The organism is Sandaracinobacter neustonicus, from assembly GCF_006385875.1.
GTDB lineage: Bacteria > Pseudomonadota > Alphaproteobacteria > Sphingomonadales > Sphingomonadaceae > Sandaracinobacteroides > Sandaracinobacteroides neustonicus.
This window is the reverse complement of sequence record NZ_VFSU01000011.1, coordinates 439,991-458,238: the sequence shown is the minus strand read 5'-3', so window position 1 is coordinate 458,238 and position 18,248 is coordinate 439,991. Positions and strand designations below refer to the sequence as shown.

Genomic DNA, 18,248 nt, shown 5'->3' with positions numbered 1-18,248 from the left:
ACCTAGCTGAACCCAAGCTGTCGCGGGCGCAAGCGCAAACCGCGTTGCGCTGCTCGGCTTGCCGCACGCCGCATCAGCCGCTAAGGGCCGCCGCACCGGCGCAAGCCCGGGGAGTGGCGCAGTCTGGTAGCGCATCTGCTTTGGGAGCAGAGGGCCGCAGGTTCGAATCCTGTCTCCCCGACCAAATTTTTCCCATAAAATAAACCCTTGCGCAGCAAAACGGATTGCCCGACCCGCAAGTCGTCCATGCCGCGGGCGATGGCCGCATATCCGGCTTCCGCGGCGCAAAGGATTCGCGGAAGCGCCGCACCTCAGCCAATCCGGGCAATCAGCCTACCGGTTCACTGCCCCCTCATCGCCCCAGGGCGCGGGCGGCGGCGTCACCTGCGCCGTCAGGTCGAACTCCACGCGGAACAACCGGCCCGGCCGCGCCAGCTGGTAAACCCACTGCCGCCCCGGCACATATTCCACAGACCAGACATTGGTCATCGATTGCGGAATGCCCTGCGCCGCGAACATCTGCTTCGAATGCGCGTCCACCGGGAATTCCACCCGCCAGCCGCCGCCGGGCAAGGGCGTCGCCGCCCCCACGCTGTCTCCGCCATACAAGGTCCGCTCGTCCAGCGAGCCATCGGCATGACGGTGCCGGTGCTTCAGGCGATAGCCCCCGTCCACGGCGCTCAGGAACCACGTGCGGGATCGGTCCTCCCCCACATGGAAGGGAATCTGCACTTCCGCCCCGTCGCACACGCGCACATGCATGATCAGCGGTTTGCCCGCCATGTCGGCGTCGGCCGCATCGGTTGAAGCCAGCCGCCCGGCATAGGCCGCGCCGCACGGGGGGCGAATGGCCGCCAGCGGGTCAGCGGGCAAAGGCGAAGCGGCAGCCGCCGCGATCAGGAAAAGGCTCAGCATCCGCCCATGCTAACGGCAGTTCGTGCCGCAGGCCACCATCTGCTGTGCGTTGCCGCGCGCCCGCGAACCGGCTATGCCCCGCTTTCAATTATCCCGAGGAACGCAAACAATGTCCCGCCGCCGCCAGATTTACGAAGGCAAGGCCAAAATCCTCTACGAGGGGCCGGAACCCGGAACGCTCATCCAATATTTCAAGGATGACGCCACCGCCTTCAACGCCCAGAAGAAGGGCACCATTTCCGGCAAGGGCGTGCTGAACAACCGCATTTCCGAGCATTTGTTCACCCTGCTCGGCAATATCGGCATCCCTACGCACTTCATCCGCCGCCTCAACATGCGTGAGCAACTGGTTCGTCAGGTTGAGATTATCCCGATCGAAGTGGTCGTCCGCAACGTCGCTGCAGGCTCGCTGTCGAAGCGCCTCGGGATCGAGGAAGGCACCCAGCTTCCCCGCACCATATTGGAATATTATTACAAGGACGATGCGCTCGGCGATCCGATGATCACCGAAGAACATATCGCCTGCTTCGGCTGGGCCGGGCAGGACGAACTGGCCGACATCGTGGATATGGCGATCCGCACCAATGATTTCCTCACCGGCCTGTTCGCCGGAATCGGCATCCGTCTCGTCGATTTCAAGCTGGAATTCGGCCGCCTGTGGGAAGATGATTACAGCCGCGTGATCCTCGCAGATGAAATCAGCCCGGACGGCTGCCGTCTGTGGGACATGAAGACATCCGAAAAGCTGGATAAGGATCGCTTCCGTCGCGATCTCGGCGGCGAAGTTGAAGCCTATCAGGAAGTGGCCCGCCGCCTCGGCCTGCTGCCCGAAGGCGCAGACGGCGCCGTGCTGGATCTCGATGAGGCCCGTAAGGCGCGCAAGGGCGAATGAAGCGGATCATTCTGGCGGGCGCGGCGCTGTTCGCCGCCCCCCTCACCGCCCAGTCCGCCGCGCTGACAGAGCTGCCGCGCCTGATGGGTCCGCGTGCCGTCGCCTCGCTGCCGGCAGCAGCCCCCACTGAAACCATCCGCTATGGCGAGGCTCCCAGCCAGCTTGTTGAGCTTTTCATGCCAAAGCCCAATGCGGAAAGCCCCGATGCGCTGCACCCAGTCGTCATCATGGTGCATGGTGGTTGCTGGCGGAAAGACATCGCAGGGCCGGAACTGCTGCGCCCGGCCGCAGGTGCCTTTATCGACAAAGGCTATGCCGTCTGGTCCATCGGCTATCGCCGCATCGATGAGGAAGGCGGCGGCTATCCCGGCACCTATCAGGATGTTGCGCAGGCCATTGACCTCATTCGCGAACATGCCGAAGCCCGCAAGCTCGATCTGAACCGCCTGGTGTTCTACGGCCACTCCGCAGGCGCCCACCTCGCGCTCTGGGCTGCAGGCCGTGGCAAAATCCCCGCGGGCAGCCCGCTGCACAGTGAGAAGCCGCTGAAACCGCGCGGAGTCGTCTCCGTCGGCGGCATCGGCTCGCTCGCCAACTGGTCGGCCGAAATCAACACGCTGTGCGGCCCCGATACGGTCGAAAAACTCGCTCCCAAAACCGCAGCAGACGGTAGCGAGCGCGCAGACGACCTCCGCTTCGCAGATACCAGCCCGGATAAACTGCTGCCGCTCGGCGTCCCCGTCGTGATGCTGCACGGTGTCTATGATGCAGCAGCCTTCCCCGCCATCGGCCTCGATTTCGCCATCGAAGCCCGCAAAGCCGGAGACAAGGCAGACATCTGGCTCGCCCCGGTCGCAGGCCATTTCGAAGTCATCGCCCCCGGCACCCGCCCCTTCGCGCAAGCCGTCAGCGCGGTGGAGGCGTTCGCGAAGTAAAGCGAACAAGGTTTGAGGGGGCTCTGCCCCCTCAAACTCCCCTGGCAGGGGCGTGACGCCCCTGCACCCCCGAACTTTTTTACTTAGCCCCTCCCCTACAGGGGAGGGGTTGGGGTGGGGGCTATCCGCTTGGCGCTAGGTTGCAAGTTGAATGCCTGCGGCGCTTTGTGTTGGGCCTTACCCTCCACCTCTCCCCACGTCACCCCGGACTTGATCCGGGGTCCAGCTGTTCTTCGGCAACGCTGGAGGTGGAAACTGGACCCCGGATCAAGTCCGGGGTGTCGGCTGTGGTTGCGGAAAGGTTTGTGGATCACTCCCACCGTTGCTCCCCTCTCTCCACCTTTATCACCAACGGGAAGAGAGAGCCTCCGCAGCGCCGCAGGCAATCGAATCTGATCACCCGCACGACACCACCGTTGGTCCACAACGCCAACTTAGAGGGTGCAGGGAAATCATTTCCCTGCTGGGTGCAGGGCAAAGCCCTGCCTGCCGGAGGCCTCCAACCCCTCCGCCCCCCCCGCGCGCTAAGCCTCAGGCAAAGGCGGCGGTGCGGTCTCCATCCTCGGAGGCGGCGGGGCGTGGCGCACCAGCAGCAGGTACATCACCGGCGTCACGATCCGGCTGAGCAGGGTCGAGGAAATCAGCCCGCCGATGATCACCCATGCCAGCGGCGAATACAGGCCTGATCCTGACAGGGCGAGCGGCAGCAGCGCCAGCACCGCCGTCACGCTGGTCAGCAGCACGGGCAGGAAGCGCACTTCGCCTGCGCGTTCGATGGCTTCGCGCAGTTCCACGCCTTGCTGGCGCAGTTGCGTGGTGAAATCGACCAGCAGGATGGAGTTTTTGATCTCGATGCCGATCAGCGCGACGAAGCCGATCACGGCGGTGAAGCTGATGGAGTTGCCCGTCAGCAGCAGGGCGATCAGGCCGCCGAACATGCCCAGCGGCACCACGCCCGCCACGACGATGGTTTCGCGGAAGCGGCCAAATTCCAGCACCAGCACGGCGAAGATGGAGAACATCGCGAACAGGATCACCCCGCCCAGCCCGCCGAAGCTTTCTTCCTGCTCGGCGGCTTCCCCGCCCTGCACAAAGCCATAGCCGGGCGGCAGATCCATCGCCTTCAGCTTCGCGCCCACTTCCTCGTTCACGCGCGAAGTGAGGTAGCCATCCTGCACATGGGCCGTCAGCCCCACGCTGCGCTGTTGGCCGTGCCTGTCGATGGAGGCGGGGCCGCCTTCCAGCCGGGGGGTGGCGATGGCGGGCAGCGGCACCGCGTCTCCACCGGCGGTGGGCACGAACACCCGTTCCAGTGCGGAAACGTCCTGCAACGCGCCGATGCGTTCGCCGGGCGAAACCCCCGTGAAATCCGGCTGCGGCAGCCGCACGACCACATCGTAACTGTCGCCCTCTGCATCGCGGAAACGCCCGGCTGTTTCGCCCGCCAACGCCAGCCGAGTGACCCGCCGTGCGGCGGCCGGGGCCACGCCGAACAGCGCAGCCTTGTCCGCATCGAGGCCAAGGTTCAGGTCCAGCCGTTCATAAGCCAACGGGTTGCGCACATCCTGCGTGCCGGGCACCGCGCGGACGATGGCTTCGGCCTTGATGGACAACTCGCGCAGCACGTCCAGATCGGGGCCTGTGAGGAACCACTGGATCGGCGCGTCGATCGGCGAGCCGTTCTGATAGGGGTTCAGCTGGATACGCGCCTCCGGATAGCTGGCGAAGCGCTCACGCAGCCGTGTGACGAGCGCCGGGGTCTCCACCGGGTCCCAGCTTTTCAGCGTGGCGGCCACCACGCCGATGTTGGATTGCTGGCTGGTTTCGCCCTTGTTGTAGAAGATCTGCGGGTTGCCGCGCCCCACATTGGCCATGCGATTTTCCACCAGCGGCTCGGCGGCCAGCGTGCGGTCCACAAAGGCGACGGCGCGCGCGGTAGCGACGGTGTCCGATCCTTCGGAGGTTTCGATCTCCACCTGAAAATATGGCGAATCGGCGGGCGGGAACAGACTGCTGCCCAGCACGGGCACCAGCCCCAGCGCCGCCACGCACAGCGCGGTCGCGGCGAGGAAGGTGGTGCGCGGATGCTCCAGCCCCCAGTGCAGGATGGGCGCATAGAAGCGCTGAATTCCGCCATCCACGATCTGCAGGAAGCGGTTGCCGTGCGGGTCCGTATCGCGCGGCAACAGGCGCGAGGCGAGGAAGGGAATGATCGTGAGGGAGATGAACAAAGAAGCGATCACCGTCGCCATCACAGCGATCGGCAGCCCGCGAATGAACTTACCTGCCCCGCCCGGCAGCGCCGTCAGCGGCAGGAAGGCGAACACGATCACCGCCGTGCAGCCCACCACCGCCACGGCGATTTGCTGCGTGCCCGCCAGCGCGGCCGCCGTGCGGGAATAGCCCATGCGCAAATGGCGGGAGATATTTTCCACCACCACGATGCTGTCATCCACCAGAATGCCCAGCGCCACGATGAAGCCGGTGATCACCAGCTGGTTCAGCGTATAGCCCAGCACGTTCATCACGAACACGCCGATGGCAAGGCTGAGCGGCACGGACACCATCACCACCAAAGACGCGCGCGGCCCCAGCGGCAGCAACGTCAGCAGCACCAGCGCCAGCGCCAGCCCGAAATCCCGCGCAAGCAATGCGAGTTTGCGCTTCACATCCTGCGATTGATCGAAGGCCAGCTTCAGCTTCATGTCGGGCGGCAAGGTTTTGGCATAGGCGTCGGCCGTCGCCGTCAGCGCGCGCTCCACCTCCAGCACGTTCACATTGTCTTTCTGGGTCGCCGTCACCCAGATCGCCCGCTTGCCGTTGAAGCTGGTGCTATGGGTCCGCTCTGCGGTGGCCCATGCCACCTCGGCCACATCGCCCACCCGCACCACGCGGCCGCTCACGGCGCGCAGCGGCACCGCCTTCACTTCGTCCACGCTGCGGAAAGCCCCGCCCGCCTTCAGGTTCAGCCGCTGTTCGCCCGATCGAACCGCGCCGGGCGGCGTATCCGTCCCGCCCACGCGCAGCGCGTCCGTCACCTGTGTCACAGGAATGCCCAGTTCCGCCAGCCGGCCAAGGTCTACCGAGACCCGCATTTCCGGCTTCGGCACGCCCCACACCACGGCCAGCCGCACGCCGGGCTGGCGCTGAAACGCCTCTTTCAGATCCTTCCCAACCTTCTCCATCCGCCGCCACGAGGCCGTGTCGGAGACGATGGCATATTGCGCGACAACCGCCTCGGTGGTGCGGATGCGGCGATATTCCAGCCGCTGCACAGAGGTTGGCAGCGTGCCGCGAATGGCGTTCACTTCACGCACGGTTTCGTCGAACACCCGATCCGGGTCGGCGCTCCACAGGAAATGCGCGGCGATCACCGCCTGCCCGTCTCTGGAGTGGGATTCCAGCTCGTCGATGGCGTCCAGCCCTGCAACCACTTCCTCGATGGGCTTGGTCACGGTCTGCTCGATATCGGCGGGGTCCGCGCCGGGCATGTTCGCCAGAATCAGCACGAACGGCGCCTTGAAGGTGGGGTCCACCGATCGCGGAATGGACAGGAACGCCTGCGCACCCAGCGCCGTGATCAGCCCGAACACCACCAGCGTCACCTGCCAGCGGTGGACTGCGAATGCGATCAGCCCGTTCAGCACAGGGCGTCAGTTCGCAACCGTCTGAACGGGCTTCACCAGCTGCCCGTCCATCAGCCGGTCCACCCCGGCCCCCACGATTAGATCGCCGCGCGCCAGCCCGGAGGTCACCTCCACGCCGTCGCCGGTGACGCGGCCCAGCTTCAGCATCTGCGGCTTCACCTTGCGCGTGGCCGGGTCATAGCGCCACACAAAGCCCTCGTCCGCCCGCGCTCCGAACAGGGCAGAAGCCGGAATCGCAAGGCCGGAGGCCTGAGCTCCGGCCCCCGCCAGCCGCACATCGGCGATCAGCCCGGACCGCAGCGCCGGGTTGGCGGGCAAGCCAAATTCCACCTGGAAGGTGCCGGTGGCGGGGTCGGCCCGCCCGGCGATCTCGATGATGCGCGCCGTCATGTCAGGCGCTGCGCCGTCGCGGAAACTCACCTCCGCCATGTCGCCGCGCCGCAGCGCTGCAACTCGCCCGGCGGGCAATGGCACGCGAAGCACGAAGCCGCTGGAAAACTCTCCCAGTGTCAGCACCGGCGTTCCGGCGGCCAGCGTCTGCCCCGGCTCTGCCAGTCGCGCCAGAATCACGCCTGACGCCGGGGCGTTGATGGTTGCGAAGCGCTGGTTGAAGCGCGCGCCGCTCAGTTCGGCGCGGGCTGCCTCGGCCGTTGCTTCGGCGGATTCGACACGCGCTTTGGAAACCCAGCCCTTCGCGGCCAGTTCCCGCTGTCGCCGCAGTTCGGATTCGGCCTGCCGTGTGCGGACCGATGCGGCCTGCGCCTGCGCGTCGATCGCCACCCGGTCTAGTTGCGCCAGCAATTGGCCGCCCTGCACCACATCGCCCTCGCGCACGCTCACCGTGCGCACACGCCCGTCGCTTACGAAAGCCAGCGGCGTCTCCCGCCGCAGCCGCACCGTGCCGGAGGCATGGGTTTCCAGCACCAGCCCGGCGCTTCCCACGCGATGCAGCGTCACTGGAAGGGCGGCCGCCGCCGGATCGGCCGCCGGGGCGTCAGCGCCACAGGCGCTCAGGCCAAGGCCTGCCCCCAACAGCAGCGCCACCGCCCATACAGGCCGCAAATGCCCCCGCCGAAGCGCCCCAAGCTGCCCTGCCGTCATATCCACCCGCCGCTCAGTCCGCCCAATTTGGCCACCCAATTTGGGCGCGACTCAGTTTCTATCGCGAGCCAGATCATCGCGCCAGCAGAATTTGAGTGCGGCTCGGAAATGAGTCCCGCCCCCATCCGGCGGGAATATCCTATCTGAACCTAGTTACTCTTGCGTCAATATCCTATTCAGCTATGGTTAGCGCGTCCAGGCGGAGGCACAGAGACATGCGCCCACCTTCATGCAACACACGGCTGTTTTCCTGCACTTGCACATCGGCGAGGAAGTGCCCTGCAAGGCCTTCGCACGCACTGTCCGGCCAATCGGCAAGTTCCGCCACCACGCGCCGGACTTCCGCTTCGTCGCCATCCAGACGGATGTCGATGCCGTGCCGGATTCCGGAAAAGGTCAGGCTGGCCCAGGGCGTTTCGGTGAAATCCTCGATCACCAGCAAGGGCTGGCCACCACGCACGCCCTCGCCTTCCGCCGATGCCGCACCGGCCGTTTCACCGACCGTTTCACTGGGCATTCCCCCGGCCAGCGCCCGGATGGAGCGCAGCAGCCGCGCATTCACTGCAGATAAACGCATGCGCATCAGCCACGCCTCCAGCCGGTCCGCGCAGGTCTGGCGTCGTCCGGCAACTCACTTAAAACATGTTCAATATGACGTTTCACCCGTTCTTCCATCCGGCGTCCGGGCTGTCGCCCCCGTCGCAGGTCGTGCACCAGCCTTGGATCACGGACGCTGTCGCGCCCGAACCGGGATGGCGGCACATTGGAAAGCCTCAGGCAGGTTTCAATCGCATGTAGCAACGACATGAACGGATTCCTCCACATGTCGACCCATTCGTCGATCCGGCCGAACCACCCGGAGGCCCCACCGCCACCCGAATCGACAAAACCAATCCTGATAGTGAATTTCCTACTAGTCTAGGTATTTTCTTATGGTAAATAGGCAAAACAAGTCATTCAGGAAGGAGCGCGGGCCAATGCCCGAAGGAGATGAAGGGCACAGGCGCGAAATCGCTGCCCGCGAACAGCTGGACACGCTGATCCGGAATTCCGGGCAGGGCTATGCCGAAATCTCCCGCCTGATCGGCCGCAACCCGGCCTACATCCAGCAATTCATCAAGCGCGGCGTTCCCCGCCGCCTCGGCGAGGATGAACGCAGGCTGCTCGCCCGTCACTTCGGCGTGTCCGAAGCGCTGCTCGGCGGCCCGGCCGATGCGCAGACGCTGCAACCCGATTCGGTCAGCCACAGGCTGATGGAGATCAGCTATCTCGGCGAGCCCACCGGTCCGCGTCTCCGCTTCGACTCCAGCCTGATCGAGCGCCTGCCCCCTGCCCGCCGCATCCGCCTCGCGGCGCATCTCGTCGAAGGCGATTCGATGGCCCCCACTCTGCTCTCAGGTGACACGCTGCTGATCGACCGCACCGATTGCAGCCAGCCGCGCGACGGCCTCTATCTCATCGAAAGCGATTCGCTGCCCACGGCGCACCGCCTGTCCGTCCATCCGGTCACGCGCCGCGTCGCCATCCTGTCAGACAATTCCGCCTACCCGTCGTTCCCGGATTGCGACCCCGAAGGCATCCGGATCGTCGGCCGGATCGTCTGGCTCTCCCGCCCGCTGCTTTAGCGCTTCAACCGCATCCCCAGCGCCAGCAGCGCCCCCGCACCCAGCCCGATCACCGTGCCGGCAGAGGCCTGCCCCACAGCAACACCGATGCCGAAACCCAGGATCATTCCCAGGAACAGGAAAACGCCATAGCCGCTGTCGCGCATGAAATCCGCCCTCTACGCCCGAACCGGGGCGGCAAACCAAAAGGGGAAGTGGGGCGACCAACGGGTCTCGAACCCGCAACCTCCGGTACCACAAACCGGCGCTCTAACCAATTGAGCTATGGTCGCCACAACCCTCGGCCGACAACCGGCCCACGGGAAGGCCGAGGCCCATAGGGCCAGCAACCGGTTCCCGTCAAGCGAAGCTGAAACCCAAGCTGGGCTTATTTGCCCACATTATAGGCAAGGCTCGCATCGTCCAGCTGGAAGCCCACCAGCACTTCGAAGCTCGCAGCCCGCACCGCCGCGCGCACCTGCGGGTCAGACAGCGGGTCCACCAGCGCGTCCGGCTCGTCCGGCCGCCGCTCGCGGCTGATGCGCTGCTGCACTTCGTCCGGCAGGGTCACAGCGGAACGATGCACGTCCGCCCGCGCACCACCGCGCGCCTCCGCGCGCAGCTGCCCTTCGGGAAACTCCACCATCACGCCGGTAATCTGCTTGGAAACCAGCACGTTGCCGCCCTGCGCCAGCGCCACGAAGATCGGCAGATACACCTGCCGCGCAGGCCCCGGCTTGCGCCGCTGCGCCGTCACGGTGAAGGCCAGATCGGTGGTCAGATAGTCGGCGCTTTCGTGGCAGCTTCCCACCACGTCGCTCAGCTGCGCCGTCACATCGATGGCGTCGGCGTCGCGGCTTTGCGGCGGATCGAATTTGGTCACGCTGCCCGAATAGGCCGGGATCGCCACGGCCGGGCAGGTCGATCGTTTCACCAGCAAGGGGTTGCGATTGCAGCCGGCCAGCACGAGCGCCGAAACCAGGAGCCCGACAGCCAGATAGGGTTTCGACAAAATGAGGGTCTCCTCTCAGCACGCCCCCGCGTTGATGTTCTGTTTCGGCGCAAGCCTTCAACAGTGAAGCCTGTCCTTAGGCGCAGGCCTCGCCGCTGGGAAGGGGCTTCATGGCGGCGCGAAACTCCGTTAAGGGCAAGCCTATGCCTTCTTCCCCCCCCCTGAAGCTCCTCGTCGCCGCTCCGCGCGGTTTCTGCGCCGGCGTTGAACGCGCCATCCAGATCGTGGAGCTCGCGCTCGAAAAACATGGCGCGCCAGTCTATGTCCGGCACGAAATCGTCCACAACCGCTTCGTGGTGGATAGTTTGAAGGCCAAGGGCGCCGTGTTCGTGAAGGAACTGGATGAAGTTCCCGATGGCGCGCAGGTGATCTTTTCCGCCCATGGCGTGCCCAAATCCATCCCCGCCACCGCGCAGGAACGCGGGCTGGACTGGCTGGACGCCACCTGCCCGCTCGTCTCCAAGGTGCACCGGCAGGCCGAACGCCTGGTGGAACAGGGCCGCCACATCCTGTTCGTCGGCCATGCGGGCCATCCTGAGGTGATCGGCACCTTCGGGCAGGTGCCCGAAGGCTCGATGACGCTGATCGAAACCGTGGAGGATGCCGAATCCGTGCAGCCCCCGGTGCCGGAACTCGGCTTCCTCACGCAAACGACACTCTCGGTGGACGACACCGCCGATATCGTCGCCACCCTGCAACGCCGCTTCCCCTCGCTGATCGGCCCCAAGGGAGAGGACATCTGCTACGCCACCTCCAACCGGCAGACGGCGGTGAAGGCGATCGCCGCGCAATGCCAGCTGGTACTGGTGATCGGCGCGGAAAACAGCAGCAATTCCCAGCGCCTGCGCGAAGTCGCCGCCCGCGAAGGAGCACAGGCGCGGCTGATCCAGCGCGCCGCCGGGATCGACTGGGCATGGTTCGAAGGCGTCACCACCGTCGGCCTCACGGCCGGTGCCTCGGCTCCGGAAGTGCTGGTGCAGGAAGTGCTGGACGCCCTGCGCAGCCGCTTCGACGTCACGGTCGACGAAGTCACGACCGCCACCGAACAGGTCGTCTTCAAACTCCCCCGCGCCCTCGTCGCCGCCTGACGTTCAGCCATGGCCGTCTACACCGAAGTCCCGGCCGAAGCGCTGGAACAGTTCCTCGCGCGCTATGAAAGCGGCGCGCTGCTGTCTGCCAAGGGCATTGCCGAAGGCGTTTCCAACAGCAATTTCCTGATCGAAACCGAAACCGCTCGCTACATCCTCACGCTCTACGAAAAGCGCATCGACCTTGGCGAACTGCCATGGTTCATCGCTCTGATGGAGCATCTGGCAGACGCAGGCCTGCCGGTTCCCCACCCCATCCGGGATCGCGAAGGCGCTGCCATCCAGCAACTCGTCGGCAAAACGGCCTGCCTCATCCAGTATCTGCCCGGCGTCTCTGTCTCCGTCCCCACTGCCGCACAGGCCCGCGCGGCAGGCGCAGCCCTCGCCCGCCTGCACCTCGCAGGCGCCAGCTACACGGCAGAACGCCCCAACGCGCTGGGCCTTTCCCACTGGCAGGCCAGCGCCGCCGAACTGGGCGCGGGGCTGGACAGCATCGAACCCGGCCTCGCCGCCTTCGTGGCCGAACGGCTGGAAACGCTCGCCGCCCACTGGCCCCGGAACCTGCCGCGCGGCACCGTCCACGCCGATCTGTTCCCGGATAATGTGCTGATGCTGGGCGAAACCGTCACCGGCCTCATCGATTTCTATTTTGCCTGCACCGATCTCTACGCCTATGATCTGGCCGTGCTGCACGCGGCATGGGCCTTCCCGAAGGATGGATGCGCCCCGCTGATGGATCATGCCCGCGCCATCTTCGAAGGCTATGAATCGGTCCGCCCCTTAAGCGCCGCCGAACGCGCCGCCTTCCCGCTGCTGGGGCAAGGGGCCTCGCTGCGCTTCCTGCTGACGCGAGCGCAGGACTGGCTCGCCCCGCCGTCGGATGCGCTGGTGCAGCGCAAAGATCCCCTGCCCTTCGCCCGCCGCCTTGCGCATTATGCCCGCCTCGATGGCTGATCTCCCGCACATCCGGATTACCACCGATGGTGCCTGCAAGGGCAACCCCGGCCCCGGCGGCTGGGCTGCCATCCTGCAATGGAATGGCACGGAAAAGCTGCTGACCGGCGCGGAACGGCAGACCACCAACAACCGTATGGAAATGACGGCCGCACTGAAGGCGCTGGAGGCAATGAAGCGCCCCGCCGAGATCATTCTGGTGACAGACAGCAAATATCTGCTGGAAGGCATCACCAAATGGATTCACGGCTGGAAGCGCAACGGCTGGCGCAATGCCTCGCGCGAACCGGTGAAGAACGCCGATCTCTGGCAGGCGCTGGATGCCGCCACCCGCCCGCACAGCATCCAATGGCAATGGGTGAAGGGCCACAGCGGCGATCCGATGAACGAACGCGCGGATGCGCTCGCCAATCAGGCCATTGCCTCCATGCTCGAATCACGGGAAGGTTGACGAATGGCGTCCGGTCTCATCATGCTGCTCGACGATGTCGCGGCCATCGCCAAGCTGGCCGCCGCCTCGCTGGATGATGTCGCCGCCGCCACCGCCAAGGCCGGGGCCAAATCGGCGGGCGTGGTGATCGACGACGCCGCCGTCACCCCCACCTATGTCACTGGCTTCACGCCCGATCGCGAACTGCCGATCATCTGGAAGATCGCGCGCGGCTCGCTGCGCAACAAGCTGTTCATCCTCACCCCCATCTTCATCGCGCTGGCGGCTTTTCTGCCGCAGGCGCTCACCCCGCTGCTGATGCTCGGCGGGGCCTTCCTCTGCTTCGAAGCGGCGGAAAAGGTGATGGAAAAGCTCGGCCTGCACCACGCCGCCCACCATGAAGACGTGCCCGTCCTGCTGGAACCGGCGGAACGCGAAACCAAGATGGTGAACGGGGCGATCCGCACCGATCTCATCCTGTCTGCGGAAATCCTCGCCATCGCGCTGGGGGAACTGGGCAATCTGCCCATCGCCACCACGGCAGCTGCGCTGGTGGGCGTTAGTGTCGCCGTCACCGCGCTCGTCTATGGCGGCGTGGCGCTGATCGTGAAGATGGACGATGTCGGCGTCCGCCTCGCCGCCCTGAACAATCGCACCTCGCAGGCGATCGGCCGCGGCCTCGTCGCCAGCATGCCCAAACTGCTCGCCGCGCTCTCCGTCATCGGCACCGCCGCCATGGCGTGGGTCGGCGGCGGCATCGTGCTGCACGGCATGGAAGTGGTCGGCCTCTGGCCCGCCCTGCCCCACACGCTCAACGATTGGGCGCACGCCGTTGCGCTGATGTCGCCAGTGGCGCAAGGCGCGATCCAGTGGATCATCCACGCCACCTTCGCAGGCATTTTCGGCGTCATTCTGGGCGCATTCATCGCGCAGGGCGTCACAATGATCGGCAAACTCCGCCGCTGAATCTCCCCTCCCCTTCAGGGGAGGGGCGGGGGTGGGGGAGCGCCGCTAAAATCCACCTGACCGCCAATCCACAAAACGAGCCAAAAATGGGGAGAGACGAAATGACCACCTCACGCGAAATTCACCTGAAAAGCCGCCCGGCTGGCACACCCACCCAAGCGCATTTCGAACTCGCCACCGTCGAACTTCCCGCGCCGTCCGCGGGCGAAGTGCTGGTGAAGAACCTCTACATGTCGGTCGATCCCTACATGCGCGGCCGCATGTATGATCGCCCCAGCTATGTGCCGCCGTTTCAGGTTGGCGAGGTGCTGCAGGGCGGCGCGGTCGGCGAAGTTGTCAGCTCCAACGATCCCGGCTTCAAGCCCGGCGATCTCGTCAACTCCATGTTCGGCTGGCGCGAGGCCTATGTCGCCCCCGGCTCCGCCCTGCAAAAGCTGCCCGCCATCGAAGGCGTGCCGGTGCAGGCCTTCCTCGGCATCCTCGGCATGCCCGGCCTCACGGCATGGTCCGGCCTCACCCAGATCGGCGAGCCGAAGGACGGCGACACCGTGTTCGTCTCCGGCGGCGCAGGCGCGGTCGGCTCGGCGGTGGCGCAGATCGCCAAGATCAAGGGCTGCACCGTCGTCGCCACGGCAGGCACGGATGAAAAGGTCGCATGGCTGAGATCCGCCGGCATCGATCATGCCATCAACTACAAAAGCGCGCCCAGCCTGCTCGGCGCGGTGCGCGATGCCGTGCCCAAGGGGATCGACGTCTATTTCGACAATGTCGGCGGCGAACATCTGGAAGTCGCCCTCGAACTCGCCCGCCCCTTCGCCCGGCTGGTGGAATGCGGCATGATCGCCAACTACAACGCGACAGAGCCGGTGGAAGGCCCGCGCAACATCATGTACATCGTGGGCAAGTCCCTGAAGATGCAGGGTTTCATTGTCACCCAATTCGCCGGGCTGCAAACGCAGTTTCAAGCCGAAATGGGCGGCTGGATCCAGCAGGGCAAAATCCGCTGGGAAGAAACCATCTTCGATGGAATCGCAAAGGCGCCAGACGCCTTCATCGGCCTCTTCTCCGGTTCCAACACCGGGAAGATGCTCGTGAAGCTGGCATGATCCGCGGCCGGGCCTGCACCGCAGGCCCGGCCCGCACGGCCCCTATCCTGCCCGTCGCACCAGCCCGATCACGAGGCTGACGACGAACATGATGATGAAGATGAAGAACAGAATCTGTGCGATTCCCGCAGAGGCCGACGCGATGCCGCCAAAGCCGAACAGGGCTGCCAGCAGCGCGATCACCAGAAATCCCAAGGCCCAGCCAAGCATATGAAATCCTTCCCTTAGCCTGATACTGAAAGGCTAACGATCAGGATGCGCCATTGTTCCCCAGCGTCGGGCGAAACAGTTCATCCAGGCTGGATGCCGGAAACAGCAAGGCTATGCGTGCGGGCCGATCTTCCACCCGGCCGCGCAACTGCCGCGCGAACGCATCCATCAGTCGGGGCCGACCGGGCGGGGCTGCCATGCCGCCAAGCGCGAAATCCAGCGTCACTTCGCCTCCGGCAATCCCCAGCGATATGGCAGAAAGCAGCGTCGCGGACGCGCCGTCGCCATACAGCCAGTCTCCGGCTTCGATCACGAACAGGGCCAGCGGCACAGCGGAATCGATTCCCACCGCAACGGGCGGAGCGGTAACCGGCACGGGCCGCCCACCGAATTCGTCTGCCAGCAGCTTCGCCAGCCCGGCCAGCAGCACGTCCGCGCGCACAGCCGCATGCTGGAAATCGGTGTAAAGCAACCGGTGCACCAGCGCGAGCGCGTTCACCCTAAGGCGGATATCCCCCAACGAGCCTTCGTCCGCCGCCGGCCCGCTGGTGCGCAGCGTCATATAGCTGGAGATGAGTTGCAGATTGTTGCGCACCCGGTGGTTCAACTCCAGTGTCAGCGCCTTCTGCCGATCCAGCGCATCTGTCAGCGTGCGGTCCCGGTCGGCGATGGTGCGGGCCATGCGCTGCGCGTCTGCGGCGAGCGCGCGGATTTCCACTGGCGCATCGTCGAAGCGTTCGGCGGGAAGGCGGTAATTGCCCTCACCGATCAGGCCAGTGATCTCCCGCAACTCGGTGATCCAGCGCAGGATGCTGTGGCTCGCCCCCACCCAGATCGCGGCGGAGGCCAGCAGCAGCGCCAGAAACGGCAGCGCGAACGAGCTGATGATAAACCACCAGTCCTGCCCGAAGGCGCTGGCCTGCGGACGGACGAACAGAAGATAAAGGCTGTCCTCCGGCTGTCCGCCAATGTGCAGGGGGGCATAGACATGGGTCCAGCGCGATTGGGCGGGCGGCTTCCGGCCCGGCGCAATGGCAACCCAGCCATCGGGCGCCGGGCCTGCCAGCAGCTTGCCCTGCCCGTCTGCCAGCAAGGTGCGGGTGCTGCGGGCGCGCTGCCACGAGGCGATATGCCCTGCGAGGAGATCAAGGCGGATCAGCGCCAGCGCCCGCGCTTCGCCGGGCCGCGCCTGCCCGGAGGGTTCCAGCCGCAGCAGCCCGGCCGACAATTCGCGTTCGGGCAGCGGCTTGCCGGTCAGCGCCGGATCGCTGCTGCATATGATCCGCCCCGCACTGTCTGCCCACACCAGCGTGGCATAGGGCGGGAGATTGCTGCGCAACATCGGCATCATTTCCGTGCAGGCGGGTCCGGTCTGCGCTGCGAGCTGCATGTCCAGCAGGTCCACCAACGGCTGCACCTGCGTGACGGGGTTGTTTTCCGGCCGGGTGAGCAGTGCGGCCCATTGCGCCAGTTCGGCGTTGGCATTGCGGGCATCGCGCCACAGCCTGTCCATCCCCTGCACCGCCGCCAGCAGCGCCAGCGGGGCCAACGCGACCACCAGCACCAGCGTCAGCGCATGGTGGATCGGCTGCCGACGTGTCAGCATCAGGACAAGGCGCTGGAAGATCGGCCTGGGCGGAGGGGATTGCTCCCCGGAACTGGGCATCCGGCCGCTCGTTACGGACGGCCGCCAGAGGGCGGTTCCTCCGGCCCGTCCATATAGGCGCGCAAGGCCGCGCGGCCACGGGTGATGCGGCTTTTCACGGTGCCCAGCGGCACGCCGGTCACGTCGGCGATGTCCGCCCATTGCATACCGGATTCCAGCAACAGCAACGCCTCCCGCTGTTCCGGGGCGAGCGTTTGTAGCCCGCGCTGCAGATCGGCCAGCAGGATGCCACCGCCCTGATTGGGTGGCGTTGTCAGCAGCCGTTCGGCGACCTCCGGGTCATAGCTTGTGAAGCGCTTCGACACGCTGGCAACGGTGTAGAAATGGTTGCGCAGGATGCGGAAAATCCACGCGCGAAAGTTGCTGCCCGGCTGAAAGCTGGCGCGGGCCGCCCATGCCTTGGCCAGCGCTTCCTGCGCCAGATCATCCGCCAGATCGCGATTGCCGCACAGACCGCGCGCAAAGGCCCGCAGCGAAGGCACGATGGCGACGAGATCGGCGCGGAAACTGTCGGCTTCAGCCGGGGGGCGGGGCGGCGGACCGGCCGGGCCGCGCTGCGGTGGCGTCACGGCCTGGTTCACTGCACACGCCCTTTACGCGCGGCCGGTTGCGGGCGCTGCTCGTCGGGCGACGCGGCGCGACGCTCGTCGATCTGGTCCAGCAGGTCCAGAAAATCGTCCGGCACCTCCTCCCGCTCCACCTCTGCCCACAGCTTGCGCAGGCCGAGCGAAATCGGATCGTCTTCCAGCCCCGAAGGGCCGGAACCGGCGATGCGCGCGCCGGGAAGTGGAATGTGTCTAGCCATGCCTCACCTGGATCATGTCTTTGCCATAGCGACAACAATGTGGCGACCGCCCGATTGTTCCCTGCCGTTGCGGAAATTTTCCGGCCCGCGGGAACATGTGTGCGTTTGCGTTGTTCTGCTGCCACAGCCCCCTCCCCGGGAGACGAGTATGACGTCTGAGATGAATTCGGTTCGGGTGGCGTTCGCGCCCCACCTGCCCTTTCTGCGCCGATACGCGCGCGCGCTGGCCGGTTCGCAGGCAGCGGGTGATGCGGATGTGCGGACTGCGCTGGAGGCGTTGCTGGACAACCCCGGGTTGATCAATCTGCGCGACGGAGACGGCAAGCTGGAACTGTTCCGGCTGTTCCATGTCGTGCGCGATGCGCGCGAACGCACGGGCCGGGAAGCGCTGCTGCTGAGTGCGATCGAGGGATTTTCCCTGCAGGACACCGCCCATATTCTGGGCAGCAGTGAAAGCGCTGTGGGGGCGGACATCACGGACGCGCGGGCGGGCATCATGTCTGCCATCCGCTCCCGCGTGCTGATCATCGAGGATGAGCCGATCATCGCCATGCACCTTGAGCAGATCGTGGCCGACATGGGGCATGAGCCGGTGGCGAACGCCATCACCCATGACGAAGCCGTGCGTGAGGCCGAGCGCGTTGCCCCCGATCTGGTGCTGGCGGATATCCAGTTGGCAGACGGTTCCTCCGGGATCGATGCCGCGAACGAGATTTTGCAGCGCTTCGACGTGCCTGTGATCTTCATCACCGCCTATCCGGAGCGGCTGCTGACGGGCGAACGGCCCGAGCCTGCCTATCTGGTGACGAAGCCGTTCCAGCCGGAAACGGTGATCGCGACCATCGGGCAGGCCCTGCTCTCCCGGCAGGGCAGTCTCGCACCTGCCTGACCGGGCCGAATCTGCGATGAGGCGATGA

Annotated in this window: 19 protein-coding genes and 2 tRNA genes; 10 read left to right on the top strand and 11 right to left on the bottom strand. The window is 65.7% G+C overall.

From position 1 onward, the window contains the following. Positions 1-107: 107 nt before the first annotated feature. Positions 108-184, top strand: a tRNA-Pro gene (locus FJQ54_RS03850). A 149-nt stretch (positions 185-333) separates the two neighbouring features. Here the strand turns inward: FJQ54_RS03850 and FJQ54_RS03845 are convergent. After that, complete coding sequence (locus FJQ54_RS03845) at positions 334-915, bottom strand: hypothetical protein (RefSeq protein WP_140927008.1); 582 nt, start codon at positions 913-915, stop codon at positions 334-336. A gap of 109 nt (positions 916-1,024) precedes the next feature. Between FJQ54_RS03845 and purC the strand changes: the two genes are divergently transcribed. Further along, the gene (gene purC / locus FJQ54_RS03840) at positions 1,025-1,807 is read left to right on the top strand and encodes a phosphoribosylaminoimidazolesuccinocarboxamide synthase (RefSeq protein ID WP_140927006.1); all 783 of its coding nucleotides are present in this window, start codon (positions 1,025-1,027) and stop codon (positions 1,805-1,807) included. Then, a complete protein-coding gene (locus FJQ54_RS03835) occupies positions 1,804-2,742 on the top strand; it encodes an alpha/beta hydrolase family protein (RefSeq protein WP_140927004.1) in 939 nt (312 codons plus the stop codon). The genes purC and FJQ54_RS03835 overlap by 4 nt, the downstream gene beginning before the upstream one ends. Before the next feature lie 524 nt (positions 2,743-3,266). Here the strand turns inward: FJQ54_RS03835 and FJQ54_RS03830 are convergent. The 3 genes from FJQ54_RS03830 to FJQ54_RS03820 all read right to left on the bottom strand — a co-directional run bounded on the left by FJQ54_RS03830 (position 3,267) and on the right by FJQ54_RS03820 (position 8,067). After that, on the bottom strand, positions 3,267-6,389 hold the full coding sequence (locus FJQ54_RS03830) for an efflux RND transporter permease subunit (RefSeq protein WP_235890299.1): 3,123 nt from the start codon (positions 6,387-6,389) through the stop codon (positions 3,267-3,269). A 6-nt stretch (positions 6,390-6,395) separates the two neighbouring features. Next, positions 6,396-7,490: an efflux RND transporter periplasmic adaptor subunit gene (locus FJQ54_RS03825; RefSeq protein WP_140927002.1), complete on the bottom strand. Its 1,095-nt coding sequence runs from the start codon at positions 7,488-7,490 to the stop codon at positions 6,396-6,398. A 172-nt stretch (positions 7,491-7,662) separates the two neighbouring features. Beyond that, on the bottom strand, positions 7,663-8,067 hold the full coding sequence (locus FJQ54_RS03820) for a hypothetical protein (protein WP_140927000.1): 405 nt from the start codon (positions 8,065-8,067) through the stop codon (positions 7,663-7,665). A gap of 400 nt (positions 8,068-8,467) precedes the next feature. On the opposite strand from FJQ54_RS03820, the gene FJQ54_RS03810 reads away from it, so the two are divergent. Further along, on the top strand, positions 8,468-9,115 hold the full coding sequence (locus FJQ54_RS03810; RefSeq protein WP_140926996.1) for a S24 family peptidase: 648 nt from the start codon (positions 8,468-8,470) through the stop codon (positions 9,113-9,115). On the opposite strand, the gene FJQ54_RS17400 is transcribed toward FJQ54_RS03810, so the two are convergent. From FJQ54_RS17400 to FJQ54_RS03800, 3 genes are all read right to left on the bottom strand, one after another. Further along, on the bottom strand, positions 9,112-9,261 hold the full coding sequence (locus FJQ54_RS17400) for a hypothetical protein (protein ID WP_181159958.1): 150 nt from the start codon (positions 9,259-9,261) through the stop codon (positions 9,112-9,114). The two genes, FJQ54_RS03810 and FJQ54_RS17400, sit on opposite strands and share 4 nt — an antisense overlap. A 49-nt stretch (positions 9,262-9,310) precedes the next feature. Then, a tRNA-His gene (locus FJQ54_RS03805) sits at positions 9,311-9,387 on the bottom strand. 95 nt (positions 9,388-9,482) lie between these two features. Further along, complete coding sequence (locus tag FJQ54_RS03800) at positions 9,483-10,106, bottom strand: hypothetical protein (RefSeq protein WP_140926994.1); 624 nt, start codon at positions 10,104-10,106, stop codon at positions 9,483-9,485. A 143-nt stretch (positions 10,107-10,249) separates the two neighbouring features. On the opposite strand from FJQ54_RS03800, the gene ispH reads away from it, so the two are divergent. The 5 genes from ispH to FJQ54_RS03775 all read left to right on the top strand — a co-directional run bounded on the left by ispH (position 10,250) and on the right by FJQ54_RS03775 (position 14,650). Next, on the top strand, positions 10,250-11,194 hold the full coding sequence (ispH, locus tag FJQ54_RS03795) for a 4-hydroxy-3-methylbut-2-enyl diphosphate reductase (RefSeq protein WP_140926992.1): 945 nt from the start codon (positions 10,250-10,252) through the stop codon (positions 11,192-11,194). A gap of 9 nt (positions 11,195-11,203) precedes the next feature. Beyond that, positions 11,204-12,148, top strand: a complete 945-nt coding sequence (gene thrB, locus FJQ54_RS03790) for a homoserine kinase (RefSeq protein WP_140926990.1) — start codon at positions 11,204-11,206, stop codon at positions 12,146-12,148. Then, on the top strand, positions 12,141-12,599 hold the full coding sequence (gene rnhA / locus FJQ54_RS03785) for a ribonuclease HI (RefSeq protein ID WP_140926988.1): 459 nt from the start codon (positions 12,141-12,143) through the stop codon (positions 12,597-12,599). The genes thrB and rnhA overlap by 8 nt, the downstream gene beginning before the upstream one ends. Positions 12,600-12,602: 3 nt before the next feature. Further along, the gene (locus FJQ54_RS03780) at positions 12,603-13,544 is read left to right on the top strand and encodes a DUF808 domain-containing protein (RefSeq protein WP_140926986.1); all 942 of its coding nucleotides are present in this window, start codon (positions 12,603-12,605) and stop codon (positions 13,542-13,544) included. A gap of 101 nt (positions 13,545-13,645) precedes the next feature. Beyond that, positions 13,646-14,650: an NADP-dependent oxidoreductase gene (locus FJQ54_RS03775; protein ID WP_140926984.1), complete on the top strand. Its 1,005-nt coding sequence runs from the start codon at positions 13,646-13,648 to the stop codon at positions 14,648-14,650. A gap of 42 nt (positions 14,651-14,692) precedes the next feature. On the opposite strand, the gene FJQ54_RS03770 is transcribed toward FJQ54_RS03775, so the two are convergent. The 4 genes from FJQ54_RS03770 to FJQ54_RS03755 form a co-directional block, all read right to left on the bottom strand. Then, entirely contained in the window at positions 14,693-14,860 is a 168-nt protein-coding gene (locus FJQ54_RS03770) for a DUF1328 domain-containing protein (protein WP_140926981.1), read from the bottom strand. A 40-nt stretch (positions 14,861-14,900) separates the two neighbouring features. Then, positions 14,901-16,466, bottom strand: coding sequence for a histidine kinase dimerization/phosphoacceptor domain -containing protein (locus FJQ54_RS03765; RefSeq protein WP_140926979.1), 1,566 nt, complete (start codon positions 16,464-16,466; stop codon positions 14,901-14,903). Between the two features lie 71 nt (positions 16,467-16,537). Continuing rightward, positions 16,538-17,107, bottom strand: a complete 570-nt coding sequence (locus FJQ54_RS03760) for a sigma-70 family RNA polymerase sigma factor (protein WP_235890298.1) — start codon at positions 17,105-17,107, stop codon at positions 16,538-16,540. After that, positions 17,104-17,331 carry a NepR family anti-sigma factor gene (locus tag FJQ54_RS03755; protein ID WP_140926978.1) on the bottom strand — a complete coding sequence of 76 codons (228 nt, stop codon included), beginning with the start codon at positions 17,329-17,331 and terminating at the stop codon, positions 17,104-17,106. The genes FJQ54_RS03760 and FJQ54_RS03755 overlap by 4 nt, the downstream gene beginning before the upstream one ends. Before the next feature lie 148 nt (positions 17,332-17,479). Between FJQ54_RS03755 and FJQ54_RS03750 the strand changes: the two genes are divergently transcribed. Then, on the top strand, positions 17,480-18,220 hold the full coding sequence (locus tag FJQ54_RS03750) for a response regulator (protein WP_235890297.1): 741 nt from the start codon (positions 17,480-17,482) through the stop codon (positions 18,218-18,220). The last annotated feature ends 28 nt before the right edge of the window (positions 18,221-18,248 follow it).